Below are 15,676 nucleotides of genomic sequence, written 5' to 3' on the forward strand. Positions count from 1 at the left end.
CCGGCCGTGCCCCTCCGGACCGCCATCAAGAAACGCTTCGACAACAGGGATCAACGTCCATGCCGCGCCCGCGCGCCCGCATCCTGGCGGCCCGTTTCGCCGCCGTCCTGACGCTCGCCACCCTGGCCGCCGGGCCGGTGGCGGCCCAGGACTCCGAGGCCCAGGCCATCCAGCAGGATCCCGGCAAGGCTCCGGCTGCCCCGCCGGCCGACCCCGCGACCCTGCGCATCTGCGCCTCCGAGAAGCAGCCGCCGCTCTCGATGCGGGACGGATCGGGGCTCGAGAACCGCGTCGCCGTGGCGGTCGCGGAGGCGATGGGGAAGAAGCCCGTCTTCGTCTGGCTGCCGAAGCCCGCGATCTACCTCGTCCGCGACGGCCTGGAGAAGCGGACCTGCGACGTGGTCGTCGGCCTCGACAGCGACGACCCGCGGGTGCTGACCACGAAGCCGTACTACCGGAGCGGCTACGTCTTCATCACGCGCGCCGACAAGGATCTCGACGTGAAGTCCTGGTCCGACCCGCGGCTCAAGACCCTCGACCACATGGTGGTGCCCTTCGGCTCCCCCGGCGAGGCGATGCTCAAGGATATCGGCCGCTACGAGGAGGACATGGCCTACCTCTACTCGCTGGTGAACTTCCGCTCGCCGCGCAACCAGTACACCCAGATCGACCCGGCCCGCATCGTCAGCGAGGTGGCCAACGACAAGGCCGATGTCGGCGTCGCCTTCGGTCCCGACGTCGCCCGCTACGTCAAGGATTCCCCGACGCCCCTGCGCATGACGCTGGTCCCGGCCGACACGGTCGGCAGCGACGGCCGCAAGGTCCCGCAGGTCTTCGACCAGTCGATGGGCGTGCGCAAGGACGACGAGGCCCTGCGCAAGGCCCTCGACGCCGGGATCGAGAAGGCGCGGCCCGCCATCGCGGCGATCCTCAAGCAGGACGGGGTGCCGGTCGTCGCCTCGAACTGAGCCCCGCCCACCCCGACTCCCCCGAGACCGGCCCGGCGCGCCCGGGCCACCGACCAAGACATCAGGATCCGCTCAACAGATGCTCATCGTTCGTTCGGCACGCGTCGCCCTTCTCACCCTCGCCGTGGCCATGCCCGTTGCGGCCCGCGCGCAGCCCCAGTCCGGCCCGCAGACCGGGATCGTGTTCCGCAACACCATCACCGGCGAGGCGATGGACACGGCCGAGGGCAAGCCGGGCGGGCGGGACACGCAGGCGGTCAAGACCTTCTTCCAGACCGGCAAGAATCTCTACATCGACGACAAGTCCTGCCTGCGCAACGGCGAGAGCCTGTTCCTGACCTCGTGCTCCGGCTGCCACGGCCATCTCGGCGAGGGCAAGGTCGGGCCCGGCCTCAACGACGATTACTGGACCTACCCGGCGAACACGACCGATGTCGGCCTGTTCGCGACCCTCTGGGGCGGCGCCAACGGCATGATGGGACCGCACAACGAGGATCTCAATCCCGACGAGATGCTGCAGGTCATCGCCTGGATCCGCCATCTCTACACGGGTCCGGTGAAGGATGCCGAGTGGCTCACCGACGCGCAGAAGAAGACTTACAAGCCCTTCAAGGAGGGCGAGACCTTTGCCAAGGACGTGCCCGGCCAGTGCAAGCCGCTGGACTAGCCGTTCTCGGCAAGTCGCGCCCCGCAGGAGACGGGGCGAACCGACGGCCCGACCGGCCGGCCAAGGAAGAGACGGAGGAATCAACGATGCGCACAGTGATCACGACGGCGATGCTGATCGCGGGGGCGGCCTTCGCGGTGCCGGCGCTGGCCTATGACGGGCAGACCTGCAAGGCGCCGGGCAATTGCTGGCAGCCGAAGCCCGGCTTCCCCGAGAAGGTCGCCGGGACCAAGTACGATCCCAAGCACGACCCGAAGGAGGTCAGCAAGCAGGCCGAATCCATCAAGCAGATGGAGGAGCGCAACAAGAAGCGGATCGAGAACGCCAAGAAGACCGGCAAGTTCGAGTACGACGTCGCCAAGATCTCATCGAACTGATCGCGTCGAACGGATCGCGGCCGACCGATCCGGCCGGCCGATCGGGCGTCCTGGGGCCGGCCCGCGCCGCGGCGCCGGCCCGCAGCGACGCTCGGTACCGCGCGCCGCACCGACACGCCGCATCGACACCCGGCGCCACCGTACCGGCGCCCCGCCCGACACCGCAGGCACCGCCTCATGAACACCCTCCGTCCCGGAGACACGATGCTCACCGACTGGCGGGCCGCGGCGGCCCGCTTCGAGGCGGAGGTCGCCAAGGCGGTGGTCGGACAGGAGCGGGCGATCCGCCTCGTGACGATCGCGATCTTCGCCCGCGGCCACGTGATGCTCGAGGGCGATGTCGGCGTCGGCAAGACCACCCTGCTGCGGGCGGTGGCCCGGGCGCTGGGCGGCGCCTACGAGCGCGTCGAGGGCACGGTCGACATGATGCCGACCGACCTGATCTACCACACCTATCTCGGCCCCGACGGCCGGCCGCGGGTCGATCCCGGCCCGGTCCTGGCCCGGGCCGAAGATCTCTCGGTGTTCTTCTTCAACGAGATCAACCGGGCGCGGCCGCAGGTCCACGCCCTGCTGCTCCGGCTGATGGCCGAGCGCAGCGTCCAGGCCTTCGGCCGCACCTACACGTTCCCGAACCTGCAGGTCTTCGCCGACCGCAACCGCGTCGAGCGCGAGGAGACCTTCGAGCTCCCGGCCGCGGCCCGCGACCGCTTCCTGATGGAGATCGGCCTGGAGGCGCCCCGGGACGCGGCGGTGCGCCGGACCCTGGTCTTCGACCCGCGCTTCCACGACACCGACGCCCTCGTCGGCGCGGTCGCGGAGGGCGTGCTCGACCACGCCCGGATCGGCGGCATCGCGGCCGCGATCCAGCACGCCGTCCGGGCGGAGCCGTCGATCGAGGCCTACGTGGTGGCCCTCTGGGACGCCCTGGTCCGCCCCGCGGAGGCCGGGATCCGGCTCCCGGGCCTCGACACCGCCACCCTCGTCCAGGGGGGCGCCTCGCCGCGCGGCGTCGCCTTCCTGGTGCGCGCCGCCCGGGTGCGGGCGTGGCTGGAGGGGCGCGACTGGCTGGTGCCGGAGGATGTGCGGGCGGTCTTCACCGAGGTGATGGCCCACCGCGTCTTCCTCGAACCCGTCCACGAGCTGCAGCGCGGCGCCATCGTGCCCGCCCTGTGCCGGGCCGCGTTCGAGACGGTGCCGGCGCCGTGAGCGACCCGCGCACGGCCGACATCGTCTACCTGCCGCGCTGGCGGCCGCGCGGCAGCCGGGCCGGCCTCCACCGCGGACGCGACGCCGGCGGCTCCGGCCCGTTCCGCGATCAGGTGCCGTTCCTGCAACTGCCGGATGCCCGCCGCATCGACCTGCGCGCGACGCTGCGCGACCCGTTCGAGGGGGTGCATGTCCGCCGCTTCGAGGCGCGGACCGCGGTCGAGACCTGGGTTCTGGTCGATCTCTCGGCCTCCATGGGCTTCCGCGGCACGGTGGATCGGACGCGGCTCACGGGCGATCTCTGCCGGGCGCTGGCCGTCTCGGCGACCCGGATCAGCGACGGGTTCGGCCTAATCGGCTGCGACGAGACCCTGCGCGACGACCTCACCCTGCCCGCCACCCGCCACCGGGGCGCGGCCGTCGCCGCCGCCGAGCGGGTCGCGGGCGCGCCCCGCACGGGTCGCGGCTGCGCCGGCATGCTCGAGGCCGCGCGGCGGCTCGCCGGGCGGCCGAAGCTCGTCTTCCTCGCCTCCGACTTCCGCTGGCCCGAGGCCCTGATCGCCCAGGTCTTCGCCGCGCTGGCGCCGCACGACACGGTGCCGATCCTGCTCGCCGACCCCGCCGAGGCGGAGGCGCTGCCGGCCTTCGGCCTCGTCGAGCTCGACGATCTGGAGGGCGGCGGCCGCCGCGTGGTCCTGCTGCGCCCGAGCCTGCGCCGGGCCTGGATCGCCCGGGAGCGGGACCGGATCGCCGCCCTGGAGCGCGCCGCCGCGCCCTTCGCCCGCCGGGTCTTCCAGCTCGCCGGGCGCTTCGACGCCCAGGCGCTCACCCGCCACCTGATGACGACCTGAGCATGGGCGCGCGCGTTCCCGCCCTCCTGCTGGCCGGCCTCCTCGCCGCGCCCCTCGCCCTGACGGCCGGCACGGCGGCCGCGCAGGTGCGCTCCGTCGAGGTGCGCAGCCCGCGGCCCTTCGGAATCTTCCTGGGCGACCTCGTCGAGGCGCAGGTGGAGATCCTGGCCGATCCCGATTTCCGGCTGCAGCGCGCGACCCTGCCCCAGCCCGGTCCGGTGACCTACTGGCTCGACCTGCGCGCCGTCGCGGTCGACGACGTTACGGTGGCCGGCGCCCGGCGGGTGCGCCTGCGCCTCACCTACCAGAGCTTCTATGCCGCCCTCGACGCCCGCACCCTGGAGGTGCCGGGCTTCCCCCTGACGCTGGCGAGCGAGGCGGCGACCGGCCTGACCACCGCCGCCGTCCAGGTGCCGGGCTGGAGCCTCGGCGTCTCCCCCCTGCGCGAGGTGCAGCCGCAGCGGCGCGAGGATCCGGCCGAGTACCTGCGCCCGGACGGTCGCGGCGGCCGGATCGATCCCGGGCCGGATGTCGCGGCGGCGGCGGGCCTCGGGACCCTGGCCGGCCTCGCCGCCCTGGCGCTGGCGCATGACCGCGCCTGGGGGCCGTTCCGGACACGGCGCGGCCGTCCCTTCGCGACGGCCCTGCGGGTGCTCCGGCGGCAGCGGGCGGGGGCCGAGCCCGATCAGGCCTACCGGGCGGCGCTGCTGGCCCTGCATCGGGGGCTCGACCAGACCGCCGGCCGGCGGGTGCTGGCCGACGATCTCGGGGACGTCCTCGCGCGCCACGGGGCGTTTCGGGGGCAGGCGGAGGGGCTCGCGCGCTTCTTCGAGGCCTCGCGCCTCGCCTTCTTCGGCGGCCGCCTGCCCGCCGCGCGCGCGGCCTGGCCCCTCGCCGAGGCCGAGATGCTCCTGACCCGCCTCGCGGCGGCGGAGCGGAGCGCGTGACGCCGTGACCGATCTCCTCGCCCGCCTCGGCGCGACCGAACCCTGGATCCTGTGGCTGCTGCCGCTGGCGCTGCTGCCGCTGGCCCGCTCGGCCCTGCGCCGGACCTCCGTGCCGGCGGTCGCCGCCGCCCCGGCCGATCCCCTCTCGGCCTGGCTCGGCCGGGCGCTGACGCTCGCCGGAATCCTGGCCATCGCCGGCCTGATCGTGGCCCTGGCGGGCCCCTACCGGACGGGGGCGCGGATCGAGCGCCTCGGCATCGGCGCGCAGGTGTCGCTGCTGATCGACCGCTCGGGCAGCATGAACGAGACCTTCGCGGGCCGGCAGCCCTCCGGCGCCGAGGAATCGAAGGCCGCCGCCTCCCGGCGCCTCCTGGCGGATTTCGTCGGCGCGCGGGGGCACGACCTGTTTGCCGTGACGGCCTTCTCCACCGCGCCGATGCTGGTCATGCCGATGACCGACCGCCACGACGCCGTGCGGGCGGCGATCGCCGCCATCGACCGGCCCGGCCTCGACTACACCAATATCGGCCGCGGCCTCGGCATGGCCCTGTCGCAGTTCGGGGTCGATGTCGGCGCCTCGCGGGTGCTCCTGCTCGTGTCCGACGGCGCCGCGGTGATCGACCCGCGCATCCAGGACCAGCTGCGCGCCGCCGTCGCGCGGATCCGGCCGAACCTGTACTGGCTGTTCCTGCGCACCAAGGGCTCGCCCGGCATCGCCGACCGGCCGGCCGGCGAGGACACGCCCCAGGCCGCGCCGGAGCGGCACCTCGACCTGTTCTTCAAGAGCCTCGGCGTGCCCTACCGCGCCTTCGAGGCCGAGGGCGCCGCGGCGGTGGAAGCCGCGATCCGGCAGATCGAGGCCCTGGAGCGGGACCCGATCCCCTATGTCGAGGAGCGCCCGCGCCGGGACCTGACCGGGCTCGCCGCCGCGCTCGCCGCGCTGGGCCTCGCCGTGCTCGTCCTCGCCAAGCTCGTGGAGGCGGACCTCGCGAATGCGCCGGCGGAGGCGGAGACGGCGACGGAAGCCGCGGGCGCGGCGCCGCGGAGGGCGGCATGAGCTCCGGCGCCCTCCTCGACGGCCCGGCCCCGCGCCGCCGCGCCGCCCTTCCCCGCCTCGGCGTGGCCGCGGCCTGGCGCCGGGTCCGGCCGGCCCTGCTGGTCGCCCTGCCGCTGGTCCTCGCGGCCGCCGCCCTGTGGTTCGCCGTCTCGGGCTGGAGCGCCGCGCGCGACGACGACCGGATCGCCGCCCTGGAGGCGGGCCGCGACCGGCCGGTCGACCCGGATGCGCGGCCGGCCCTCCTGGTGGCGCGGATCGGCTTCCTCGCCGCCCGGGACCGTCTCGGCGAGACCGAGCCCTTCCTCGACGCCCTCGACCGCGCCGGCGCGGTGCGGGAGGCGGCCCGGGCGCGGTACGTCATCGGCAACGCGCGGATGCGGCAGGCCTTCGTGCTGATCGGCCGCGGCGATCTCGACAAGGCCGCGCCCCAGGTGACGCTGGCGCGGCAGGATTACCGCCGCGCCCTCCAGGCCCGGCCCGAATTCTGGGACGCCAAGTACAATCTCGACGTCGCCTCGCGCCTCGTGCGCGACTACCCGGAATTCGACCGCAAGACCGGGGACGAGCTGCGCGCCGAACCGAAGAAGATCTGGACCGACATCCCCGGCCAGCCGCGGGGCGGCCCGTGAGACCGCGGCGCGTCCTGCCCCCCGTTCGGCCCTCCGTCCTGCCCCCCTTCGTCGCCCGCAACCTGCGCGACGGGCGGTTCCGCGTCCTGGCGGCCGCCCTGGTGCTGGCGCTGGCAGCCCTCGTCGCCCCGCCGATCCCGTTCACCCGCACCGGCGTGTCGGTGCTGGCGGTGGTCGACATCACCGGCAGCATGGCGGTGCGCGACTATCCCGCCGCCGCGGGATCCGTGAGCCGGCTCGAGACCGTCAAGGCGGCGCTGCGGGCGATGCTGCCCGACCTCCCCTGCGGCTCGCGGGTGGCGCTCGGCCTGTTCACCGACCGGCGGCCGTTCCTGCTGTTCACGCCGGTCGAGGTCTGCGCCGATTTCGCGCCGCTGGACGGCGCCATCGCGGCCCTCGATCCGCGCATGGCCTGGGAGGGGGACAGCCGCATCGCGGCCGGCCTGTTCCGGTCGCTCGCCATGGCGGGGGAGATCGACGCCGACCTCCTGTTCCTCACCGACGGCCAGGAGACGCCGCCCCTGCCGGCCTCCGGCGGCCCGACCTTCGACGGCAAGCCCGGCGCGGTGCGCGGGCTGATCGTCGGCGCGGGCGGCTACGGCCTGTCGCCGATCCCGCGCTTCGACGATCGCGGCCGGCCGGCGGGCTTCCTGGGCGAGAGCGACGTCCAGCAGGAGAACCGCTCCGGGCCGCCCCCGGCCGACGCGGAATCGCGCGAGGGCTACAACCCGCGCAACGCCCCCTTCGGCGCACAGGCGGCCCATGGCAGCGAGCACCTCTCCGCGGTTCGCGAACCCTATCTGAAGCGCCTCGCCGCCGAGACCGGCCTCGGCTACGCCCATCTCGACGGCCCGGGCGGCCTGGCCGCCCCCCTGCGCGCCGCGGCGACGCCGCGCCCGCTGCCCGGCCGGCTCGACCCGCGCCCCGCCCTCCTGGCGGCGTCCCTGGGGCTGACGCTCCTGGCCCTCCTGGCGAACCCCCTCGCCCTCGTCCAGCGCGCGCGCCGCGGGCGCGCGGCCCACCCTGTTCAAACCCTCGTTCCAACCGGACCGATCAGGACCTGACCATGCGGATGCCCCTCGCCCTCGTCCCGGCCGTCGCCGCGGGCCTCGCCGTCGTCGGCCTCGCCGGCGCGGCGCTGGCCCACGGGCCGACGCCGCAGAAGATCGACCAGTCGATCACCATCCAGGCGCCCCCGGACGCGGTCTGGAAGGTGGTGGGCGATTTCGGCGGCATCGGGCGCTGGCACCCCGACGTGGCCAAGGCCGAGGCCAGCGGCGGCAATGTCGAGGGCACGACCCGCCGGGTGACCCTCAAGGCCGGCGGCACCCTGGTCGAGGGGCTGGACGAGTGGCTGGCCGACGGCCGGACCTACTCGTACCGGATGTCCGACCCGGACCTGAAGGCGCTCCCGGTCTCCTCCTACTCGGCGACCCTCACGGTGACCCCGGACGGGACCGGCTCCAAGGTGTCGTGGATCGGCCGCTTCTACCGGGGCGACACCGGCAACGAGCCGCCGGAGAACCTCAGCGACGAGGCCGGGCGCACGGCGATGAACCGCTACTTCGCGGACGGGCTCAAGGGGCTGAAGGCGGCCGTCGAGGGCCGGACGACCCATTGAGGCCCCGCATGCGCCACCTCCGGCTGATCGCGACGCTCGCGCTCGCGGCCGCCACCGGGACCGGTGGCGCGTCCGCCTCCGCCGACCCGGTCTGGGTCGTCAGCCAGCAGGGGGCCGAGCTGGCGCGGATCGAGGCCGGGACCGTGGCCGGGCGGATCCCGCTCGGGCCCGCGCCGGTGGCGGCGGCCACCGACCGGGCCGGCCGCCTCTATCTCACCCACCCGGACGGGCGCGCCGTGACCGTCGTCGAGCCCGGCAAGCCGCCCCGCCGCCTGCCCGTCCCCGGCCAGGCCTTCGGCCTCGCGGCGAGCCCCGACGGCGCGCACCTGTTCGTCGGCGACTGGTCGGGCGACCGCGTGCTGCGGATCTCCGCGGCGACCGGCGCCGTCGAGGGCACCGCGGCGGTGGGGCACGAACCGGCCCATCTCGTCCTCGACCGGCGCGGGCGGCTCTACGTCGCCGACCGCGAGAGCCGTCAGGTCAGCGTGATCGACACGGGGACGATGACCCGCGTGGCCGTCGTCCCGACCGGCGAGGCGCCCTTCGCCCTGGCGCTCGCGCCGGACGAGGCCAGCCTCTACGTCGCCAACGTGCGCAGCGGCGACCTCACGGTGATCGACACGGCGACGTTGCGGGCCCGTGCCACGGTTCCGGCCGGCCGGATGCCCTACGGCGTCGCGGTCACCGGCGACGGCAGCCGGATCCTGGTCACCAACCAGCATGCCGCCGCCGTGACGGTGATCGATGCGGCCCGGCTCGAGATCGTCGCCACCGTGGCGGTGGGGCCCTATCCCGAGGGCATCGCGGTGGTCGGTCCGCGGGCCTACGTGGCGAACTGGTTCTCGGACGATGTCTCGGTGATCGATCTCGCCACGTGGCGCGAGACGGCGCGCATCAAGGTGGCGGAGGGCCCGCGCACGGTCCTGGCGCCGGGGGAGCCCGCGCGATGAGACGGGCCTGCCGCATCCGGATCGCGTCCGGCCTGGTCCTGCTGGCCCTCGGCGCCTGCAACCGGGACTCGGACGAGCGCGGCGACGCCGCGGGCGCGGTGGTCGCCACCACCGCCGAGGGTACCCTGCCGGCCTGGCTCGCGCCGACCGACGGGACCGACCCGGCCCGCTGGCTCGCGGGCCGGGAGGCCGGCAAGGCCCTGCCGGCCGATGAGCCCCGCGTGCGCGCGATGGCGGCGGCGCTGGCCCGGGCCCGCGACGGCTTCATCGAGGATCCGCGCATGATCGCCAACCGCACCGTCCAGCTCGGCCAGATGCTGGCCGAGGCCGGCATCGGCGAGGGCTACGGCGCGATCCTCGACGGGCTCGGCGGGATCGCGGCCGAACGCGGGCGCCGCAAGAGCCTCTACGGCGAGATGTGCCAGCACTACTACAACGCGCGGATGCAGGGGGCCGACCATGCGGCCGCGCTGGCGCGCCTCGCCGCCCCGCATCCGGTCCTCGAGGGCACGCCGTGAGCGCCGCCCGGGCCTCGGCCGATTGGCCGGCGGGGGGGGACGGTGCGGCCATCCTCGACGCGGTGCTGATCGTCGACGACCACCCGGTGGTGCGGCGCGGCTTCCGCCACCTCGCGGAGGATGCCGGCGTCCGGGCGGTCCACGAGGCTGCCGACGTGGTGTCGGGATACCGCACGTTCCACCGCCACCGTCCCGGGCTGGTGGTGACCGACCTCGGCTTCCGCGACCAAGGCCTCTCCGGCCTGTCGCTGATCCGCCGGGTGCGGGCCCTGGAGCCGGCGACCCGGATCCTCGCCTTCAGCATGCACGACGACCCGGTGATCGTCGCCCGCGCCATCGAGGGCGGGGCGCATGGCTTCGTCCTGAAGGACACGGCGGTGACGCGCTTCCACGAGGCGCTGGCGGCCGTCTCGGCCGGGCACAGCTACCTGCCGCACGAGGTCGCGACCAAGATCGCCATGCTGAATGCCGGTCTGCTGGACTCGCCCCTCGCGCGCCTGACCGCGCGGGAGGTTCAGGTCCTGTCGCTGCTGGGGGCGGGCAAGTCCAACGAGGCGATCGCCGACAGCCTGTCGATGAGCCACCGAAGCGTGTCGGCCATCGTCTCGGGCATGAAGCAGAAGCTCGGCGCCGGCAGCCTCGCCGACCTTCTCCGCATCGCCCTGTCGCGGGACGGGCGGCCGGTGTGAGGCGGGCAGCCGACAGCGCGGCCGACAGCGCCGCCGACAGCGGGCCGGGGCTACCGCGGCACGATCAGGCCGGGAATGATCGATCCCTGCGGCCCGAACGTCGCCTCGGCCTTCCGGCAATTCGCCGCCACGTCCTTCTGGTAGGCCGCGATGTACCGGGTCGCGATCAGGTGCAGGTCGCCGGTCTCCAGGCTGGCGGCATCGACGCCCAGGGCCTCGACGGTCTGCTTGAGGCGCGCGGGATCGCTCCGCAGGCCGGGGCATTCGAGGTTCACGAATCCGGCGAGCCCGGCGAGCTTCGCCGCCTGGTTGCGCCGCGGGTCGCCGGCCGATGGGTCCTGGGTCTGGGTCTGCGCCTGGGCCGTCAGCAGGCTCAGAAGGAGGCCGGCCGAGACCAGACCGGACAGACGGACCACGCGCATGGCTTCTCTCATCCTGTTCGAAGAGCAGCGCGTCCGTCCACCGTCACCGCTGCGCAGAGTCACGCAGGGTTATGCCGCAGGATCGGGGATTTACAATGCAGACCAAGCTTATAATCGTCTTAATTGCTCTGACCTGCGGGACCTTGCCGGCGGATGCCGCCCGCCTGACCATGGACGACAAGGCCTCGCTGTGGCCGCGGGCGAGCATGACCGACAAGATCGATTTTTCCAGCCGGATGGGCCGGGCCTTCCACACGCTGTCGCCCAAACTCGACGAAGCGTATTTCATGCGGTGTCTGGAAGAGACCGCCAATATCGGTGACACGAAGGAACTCAGGCTCGAAGAGATGGTGCGGGCCTGCATCTCCCTCGTCCGGGACGAAGGCGAGTGAGCGGCCGGCCGCGCCGGCCTGCGGTGCCGCCGACATCCCGGGGGCCGCGAAGGTCAGGATCCGGCCGTGATCCCTGACCACCTTCAGCCCGGGTCCGCCTGCGGTCCGCGTATCGGAAAGCTCCGCGGGCGGCCCGGCAAGGGCCGATGCGGCGCGCCGGACGCCCGCGGAGCCGTGCTCCATCCGCCTCCGGGATTACACGCAGCAATTGAAATCAGGTCTTCCGGAAAGAATCCGGAAAGCTCCCCGTTGCTAAAGTCCCGCCTGGTGGGAGCGTGCACCGTCCAGCAGTACGTTCGCGCAGGCGGACGAGTGGGATCCCCGGAACATGAACAGTGGGATGGGCGCGCTGCGGGAGAAGGCGAAGCTTCTGGACACCGTCCTCGACACGATGGACCAGGGACTCATGATGATCGACGCCGCCGGCGTCGTCCAGGTCTGCAATGCCCGCGCCCTCACGCTGCTCGATTTGCCGCCGGCGCTGATGCGGACCCGCCCGACCTTCGAGGCCGTCCGGCAATATCAGATCGCGCAGGGGGAGTTCGGCGCGGCGTGCGAGACCCTGCGGCGCTGGGTGGCCGCGCGCGGGCTGGAGCGCCGCGCCCACACCTACGAGCGCGAGCGCCCGAACGGCACCGTGCTGGAGATCCGCACCGTGCCGCTGCCCGATGGCGGGGCGGTGCGGACCTTCACGGACATCACCGCGCGCAAGCGGGCCGAGGAGACGCTGCAGGTCAGCGAGACGCGCCTCGCCCTGGCGCAGGACGCGGGCAGTGACGGGCTCTGGGACTGCGATCTCACGACCGGGGAGGCGTGGTCCTCGGATCGCTGGTGGGGGGTGCTGGGCTACGAGCCCGGCGAGCTGGCGAGCCACGCCCAGACGTGGCGGGCCCTGCTCCACCCGGAGGATGCGGGCGCGGCCGAGCGGGCCCTGATCGAGCATCTGAGCGGGCGGGCGCCGACCTTCGCGTGCGAGCACCGGATGCGGCGCAAGGACGGCACTTGGGCCTGGATGATGACCCGCGGCAAGGTCGTGGCCCGCGCCGCGGATGGCCGCGCCCTGCGCTTCATCGGCACGCAGATCGACATCAGCGCCCGCAAGGCGGCCGAGGGGCAGGTGGCCCACATGGCGCGCCACGACGGCCTCACCGACCTGCCCAACCGCGCGCTGTTCTACGAGCGGCTGGAGATCCGGCTCGCCGACCTGCATCTCCACGGCGGCGCCTGCGCGGTGCTGTGCCTCGACCTCGACCGCTTCAAGGCCGTCAACGACAGCCTCGGCCACGCGGCCGGGGATTTCCTGCTCCGGGCGGTGGCCCATCGCATCCGCGCGGTACTGCGGGCCGAGGACATGGTGGCGCGCCTCGGCGGCGACGAGTTCGCCGTGCTGGTGGCCGATGCGGGCGATCCCGCCCACGCCGAGACCCTGGCGGCGCGCCTCATCGCGGCGGTGCAGGCGCCGATCCGCTTCGGCAAGCAGCGGCTGAAGGTTGGCCTGAGCGTCGGCATCGCGCAGGCGCCCGGCCACGGTCCCGATAGCGAGACGCTGTTCCGGCGCGCCGATCTCGCTCTCTGCCGGGCGAAGGCGGAGGGCGGGAACACCCATCGGGTGTTCGAGCCCACGATGGACGAGGCCGAGGCGGCCCGGCGCGACCTGGAACGGGATCTGCGCCAGGCGATCGAGGGCGACGAACTCATCCTGCACTACCAGCCGCAGGTGAGCACCGCCACCGGCCGGCTCCTCGGGTTCGAGGCGCTGGTGCGCTGGGAGCATCCGACCCGCGGGCTGGTGCCGCCGAATGCCTTCATCCCGCTGGCGGAGGAGAGCGACCTGATCCTGCTGCTGGGGGAGTGGGTGCTGCGCGCCGCCTCCCGGGAGGCGGCGCGGTGGTCCCGTCCGCTGAAGGTGGCGGTGAACCTGTCCCCGCGCCAGTTCCAGCAGGCGGATCTGCCCGAGCGCATCCTGGCCATCCTCACCGAGACGGGCCTGGCGCCGACGCGGCTCGAACTCGAGATCACCGAGACCCTGATCATCAACGACATGGCGCGGGCGCTCGGCATCCTGCGTCGGCTGAAGGCCTTCGGCATCTCCATCGCGATGGATGATTTCGGGACGGGCTACTCGTCGCTGGCGACGCTGCAGGCGTTCCCCTTCGATAAGATCAAGATCGACCGGTCGTTCGTGGGCCATGTCGAGGTCAGCGCGCAGGCTGCTGTGATCGTGCGCGCGGTCCTGGGGCTCGGCCGCAGCCTGGGGATGAGCGTCGTGGCCGAGGGCGTCGAGACGGATGCGCAGATGCGCTTCCTGGCCGCGGAGGCGTGCGACGAGGCCCAGGGCTATCTGATCAGCAAGCCGCAGCCGATCGAGCATTTCGCCGAGCAGATCGGTGCGTGCGAAGGCTTCGTGGCACCGGGCCGCCCGGACGCGGCCGTCGCCTGAGGCACGCTGCGGATCGACGACGGCCCGGAGCCCGGACGGTCGATGCGGGGCCGGATCGGGCCGCCCGATCGGCCGGCGTCCAACGGCGGCGATAGCCGCCCTGCGGCCCCGACGCGTTCCGGGGTCCGCCGGGACCGCGGGCGCCGCGCCGGCCTCTGTGGCGCGGCCGCGACACCCGACGACGACCGCCTGTGGATGACGGGACCTGCCCCCGATCCGTCAAGGTTCGGAGGCCAGCATTACCGCGCACCGCCGATCCGGCTCACCCAGCGCCCTCATCGCATGTTCGCCCAGCCCCACGCCCTCATCCTCCGTCATCGCGAGCGCGTCGCCGTGCTCATCTCCTCCGCGCTGTTCCTGGCGGGCGCCCTGCCGCTCTTCTGGGCGATCGGCTGATCCCCCGGCTCCGACCGACGGAGAATCGGCTGCGGACCTGGGGGGCGCAGGCTGTCGATGCCCCGCGCCGCACGCGCGGCGGGCGGTCCGATACGGATTCCGCGTGAAGCGCTCGGACGACGCCGGCGTCCAGGTTTCACGCGCGCAGCGAAGCCATCCGGGGTGGGCCACCCGCTCCGAGGTCGCCCGGCCCTGGTTCACAGCGCTCCGCGGTTGAGGCCGTGGAAAGTCCGTCCTGTCGCAGACGCGACGGCCTCCGAACGCCGAAGGGGCCGCGTCCTTTCGGACGCGGCCCCTTGCGAGTTCGGCTTGGCGCGGCGGTCGGGATCCGACCGCCGCAGCGCGGTCTTAGTAGGAGCCGAACTTGTAGTTCAGGCCGGCGCGGACGACGGCGAACTCGTCGGAACGGCGGCCGATGCCGCTGTAGACGACGGGGAAGTTGTTGGCGGCGTTGATGACGAACGCGCCCTGGTTGCGGGTGTTGCGGTCGAGGTTGACGTACAGGCCTTCGACCTTGAGCGTCACGGCCGAGGAGCGGAAGAAGTTCAGGAAGGAGTCGGTGGGGAGCGCGTACTCGACGCCGCCGCCGACGGCCCAGCCGGTGCGGAAGCTGTCGTTGCCGGCGTAGCCGCCGAAGGAGCGGTCGGCGCTGCCGGAGCCGTAGGCGAAGCCGCCGGTGCCGTACACGAGGGTGCGGTCGAAGGCGTAGCCGAGGCGGCCGCGGACGGTGCCGAAGAAGTCGAGGCTGGAGAGGCCGCGCGGGTCGGTGACGTAGTAGCCGGGGGCCAGCGCGCCGGCGACGAAGGCGTTGTTCCGGTTACGGCCGAAGTCGAGGTACTGGGCGTCCGCCTCGATACCGAACACGACGCCGGAGCCGGGGGTCAGCTGCCAGTTGTAGCCGATCTGGCCACCGCCGGAGAAGCCGTCCTGGCTGCGGTTGCGGAAGGAGGCGACGGTGCCGGGAGCGGCGTAGGGGAACGGCACGGCGAAGGTGTTGCCGGTGTTGCGGTCGCTGGCGTCGAAGGCGTAGCCGGCGTTGATACCGAAGTAGGCGCCGGTCCAGGTGAAGACCGGGACGGGGGTGAAGACCGGCGGCGGGGCGGCGCGGCGCGGCAGGTCGGCGGCCGAGGCGGCAGCGGTCAGAGCGGTGAAGGCAGCCAGCGAGGCCAGGAGCTTGGTCATCAGGTAAGGTCCAAATTTCGATCTGGACGTATGGCTACCGATCATCGACGAAAATGGCTGTAGTTTTACGGACACACCGCCCGTCGATGGCGGGCAATGCCATAGTAAATCATCCCTCAAGATTCGCCGAGGTGCCGAAATACATCGCTCATACCGCGAGCGCGCGCGAGAACAATGTGAAGGCGTTTTGGTTGCATCGCACTGTGCCTACGCCCGCACCTGTGGCTGTCGAGCCACAGGTGCCCCTGCGCGACCGGCCGGCCTCGTGGGGGGAGGGCGCCGCCTGGGCCGGGCCTGACACTCGAGATCGATCCCGCGGGATTCCGGACCGGGCCGCCGAGCCAGTCGCCGGCAATCGCGC

At 73.3% G+C, this 15,676-nt stretch carries 18 protein-coding genes; 16 read left to right on the forward strand and 2 right to left on the reverse strand.

The annotated features are described in order from the left end of the window. The first annotated feature begins 59 nt into the window (after positions 1-59). The 13 genes from moxJ to GGQ91_RS19810 all read left to right on the forward strand — a co-directional run bounded on the left by moxJ (position 60) and on the right by GGQ91_RS19810 (position 10,483). A complete protein-coding gene (gene moxJ / locus GGQ91_RS19750; protein ID WP_043386657.1) occupies positions 60-968 on the forward strand; it encodes a methanol oxidation system protein MoxJ in 909 nt (302 codons plus the stop codon). A 79-nt stretch (positions 969-1,047) separates the two neighbouring features. Further along, positions 1,048-1,635, forward strand: a complete 588-nt coding sequence (gene moxG / locus GGQ91_RS19755) for a cytochrome c(L), periplasmic (RefSeq protein ID WP_043386659.1) — start codon at positions 1,048-1,050, stop codon at positions 1,633-1,635. Between the two features lie 86 nt (positions 1,636-1,721). Further along, entirely contained in the window at positions 1,722-2,012 is a 291-nt protein-coding gene (locus GGQ91_RS19760; protein WP_043386662.1) for a methanol dehydrogenase [cytochrome c] subunit, read from the forward strand. A 177-nt stretch (positions 2,013-2,189) separates the two neighbouring features. Further along, the gene (locus GGQ91_RS19765; protein WP_043386668.1) at positions 2,190-3,221 is read left to right on the forward strand and encodes an AAA family ATPase; all 1,032 of its coding nucleotides are present in this window, start codon (positions 2,190-2,192) and stop codon (positions 3,219-3,221) included. Beyond that, positions 3,218-4,072, forward strand: a complete 855-nt coding sequence (locus GGQ91_RS19770) for a DUF58 domain-containing protein (protein ID WP_111474332.1) — start codon at positions 3,218-3,220, stop codon at positions 4,070-4,072. The genes GGQ91_RS19765 and GGQ91_RS19770 overlap by 4 nt, the downstream gene beginning before the upstream one ends. Before the next feature lie 2 nt (positions 4,073-4,074). After that, positions 4,075-5,019, forward strand: coding sequence for a nonribosomal peptide synthetase MxaA (locus GGQ91_RS19775; RefSeq protein WP_182592692.1), 945 nt, complete (start codon positions 4,075-4,077; stop codon positions 5,017-5,019). A 4-nt stretch (positions 5,020-5,023) separates the two neighbouring features. Beyond that, positions 5,024-6,076 carry a VWA domain-containing protein gene (locus GGQ91_RS19780; RefSeq protein WP_182592693.1) on the forward strand — a complete coding sequence of 351 codons (1,053 nt, stop codon included), beginning with the start codon at positions 5,024-5,026 and terminating at the stop codon, positions 6,074-6,076. Beyond that, entirely contained in the window at positions 6,073-6,705 is a 633-nt protein-coding gene (locus GGQ91_RS19785; RefSeq protein ID WP_182592694.1) for an MxaK protein, read from the forward strand. The genes GGQ91_RS19780 and GGQ91_RS19785 overlap by 4 nt, the downstream gene beginning before the upstream one ends. Further along, positions 6,702-7,769 (forward strand): VWA domain-containing protein, encoded by a 1,068-nt coding sequence (locus tag GGQ91_RS19790; protein WP_182592695.1) that lies wholly within the window; start codon positions 6,702-6,704, stop codon positions 7,767-7,769. The genes GGQ91_RS19785 and GGQ91_RS19790 overlap by 4 nt, the downstream gene beginning before the upstream one ends. Before the next feature lie 2 nt (positions 7,770-7,771). Continuing rightward, positions 7,772-8,326, forward strand: a complete 555-nt coding sequence (locus GGQ91_RS19795; RefSeq protein ID WP_043386677.1) for an SRPBCC family protein — start codon at positions 7,772-7,774, stop codon at positions 8,324-8,326. Between the two features lie 8 nt (positions 8,327-8,334). After that, the gene (locus GGQ91_RS19800) at positions 8,335-9,276 is read left to right on the forward strand and encodes a YncE family protein (protein ID WP_043357068.1); all 942 of its coding nucleotides are present in this window, start codon (positions 8,335-8,337) and stop codon (positions 9,274-9,276) included. Continuing rightward, the gene (locus tag GGQ91_RS19805; protein WP_043386683.1) at positions 9,273-9,794 is read left to right on the forward strand and encodes a hypothetical protein; all 522 of its coding nucleotides are present in this window, start codon (positions 9,273-9,275) and stop codon (positions 9,792-9,794) included. The genes GGQ91_RS19800 and GGQ91_RS19805 overlap by 4 nt, the downstream gene beginning before the upstream one ends. Continuing rightward, positions 9,791-10,483: a response regulator transcription factor gene (locus GGQ91_RS19810; RefSeq protein ID WP_078947215.1), complete on the forward strand. Its 693-nt coding sequence runs from the start codon at positions 9,791-9,793 to the stop codon at positions 10,481-10,483. Before GGQ91_RS19805 ends, GGQ91_RS19810 begins: the two co-directional genes overlap by 4 nt. Before the next feature lie 50 nt (positions 10,484-10,533). On the opposite strand, the gene GGQ91_RS19815 is transcribed toward GGQ91_RS19810, so the two are convergent. After that, entirely contained in the window at positions 10,534-10,905 is a 372-nt protein-coding gene (locus GGQ91_RS19815; protein WP_043386687.1) for a hypothetical protein, read from the reverse strand. A 95-nt stretch (positions 10,906-11,000) separates the two neighbouring features. Between GGQ91_RS19815 and GGQ91_RS19820 the strand changes: the two genes are divergently transcribed. The 3 genes from GGQ91_RS19820 to GGQ91_RS19830 all read left to right on the forward strand — a co-directional run bounded on the left by GGQ91_RS19820 (position 11,001) and on the right by GGQ91_RS19830 (position 14,133). Then, the gene (locus GGQ91_RS19820; protein ID WP_236952738.1) at positions 11,001-11,297 is read left to right on the forward strand and encodes a hypothetical protein; all 297 of its coding nucleotides are present in this window, start codon (positions 11,001-11,003) and stop codon (positions 11,295-11,297) included. Positions 11,298-11,625: 328 nt separating this feature from the next. Beyond that, positions 11,626-13,737, forward strand: a complete 2,112-nt coding sequence (locus tag GGQ91_RS19825) for a putative bifunctional diguanylate cyclase/phosphodiesterase (protein WP_179697411.1) — start codon at positions 11,626-11,628, stop codon at positions 13,735-13,737. Positions 13,738-13,932: 195 nt separating this feature from the next. Next, positions 13,933-14,133: a hypothetical protein gene (locus GGQ91_RS19830; protein WP_182592793.1), complete on the forward strand. Its 201-nt coding sequence runs from the start codon at positions 13,933-13,935 to the stop codon at positions 14,131-14,133. A 348-nt stretch (positions 14,134-14,481) separates the two neighbouring features. On the opposite strand, the gene GGQ91_RS19835 is transcribed toward GGQ91_RS19830, so the two are convergent. Beyond that, positions 14,482-15,315, reverse strand: a complete 834-nt coding sequence (locus GGQ91_RS19835; RefSeq protein ID WP_043756327.1) for an outer membrane protein — start codon at positions 15,313-15,315, stop codon at positions 14,482-14,484. Positions 15,316-15,676 lie beyond the last annotated feature (361 nt).

Source organism: Methylobacterium fujisawaense, from assembly GCF_014138435.1.
In the GTDB taxonomy this organism is placed as follows: Bacteria; Pseudomonadota; Alphaproteobacteria; order Rhizobiales; family Beijerinckiaceae; genus Methylobacterium; species Methylobacterium fujisawaense.

Coding starts and splice junctions, on each gene's coding strand:
- GGQ91_RS19820 (WP_236952738.1), top strand. CDS start 11,001: ATGCAGACCAAGCTTATAATCGTCTTAATTGCTCTGACCTGCGGGACC.
- GGQ91_RS19765 (WP_043386668.1), top strand. CDS start 2,190: ATGAACACCCTCCGTCCCGGAGACACGATGCTCACCGACTGGCGGGCC.
- GGQ91_RS19815 (WP_043386687.1), bottom strand. CDS start 10,905: ATGCGCGTGGTCCGTCTGTCCGGTCTGGTCTCGGCCGGCCTCCTTCTG.
- GGQ91_RS19800 (WP_043357068.1), top strand. CDS start 8,335: ATGCGCCACCTCCGGCTGATCGCGACGCTCGCGCTCGCGGCCGCCACC.
- GGQ91_RS19805 (WP_043386683.1), top strand. CDS start 9,273: ATGAGACGGGCCTGCCGCATCCGGATCGCGTCCGGCCTGGTCCTGCTG.
- GGQ91_RS19795 (WP_043386677.1), top strand. CDS start 7,772: ATGCGGATGCCCCTCGCCCTCGTCCCGGCCGTCGCCGCGGGCCTCGCC.
- GGQ91_RS19835 (WP_043756327.1), bottom strand. CDS start 15,315: ATGACCAAGCTCCTGGCCTCGCTGGCTGCCTTCACCGCTCTGACCGCT.
- GGQ91_RS19760 (WP_043386662.1), top strand. CDS start 1,722: ATGCGCACAGTGATCACGACGGCGATGCTGATCGCGGGGGCGGCCTTC.
- GGQ91_RS19830 (WP_182592793.1), top strand. CDS start 13,933: ATGACGGGACCTGCCCCCGATCCGTCAAGGTTCGGAGGCCAGCATTAC.
- GGQ91_RS19785 (WP_182592694.1), top strand. CDS start 6,073: ATGAGCTCCGGCGCCCTCCTCGACGGCCCGGCCCCGCGCCGCCGCGCC.
- moxJ (WP_043386657.1), top strand. CDS start 60: ATGCCGCGCCCGCGCGCCCGCATCCTGGCGGCCCGTTTCGCCGCCGTC.
- GGQ91_RS19775 (WP_182592692.1), top strand. CDS start 4,075: ATGGGCGCGCGCGTTCCCGCCCTCCTGCTGGCCGGCCTCCTCGCCGCG.
- moxG (WP_043386659.1), top strand. CDS start 1,048: ATGCTCATCGTTCGTTCGGCACGCGTCGCCCTTCTCACCCTCGCCGTG.
- GGQ91_RS19825 (WP_179697411.1), top strand. CDS start 11,626: ATGAACAGTGGGATGGGCGCGCTGCGGGAGAAGGCGAAGCTTCTGGAC.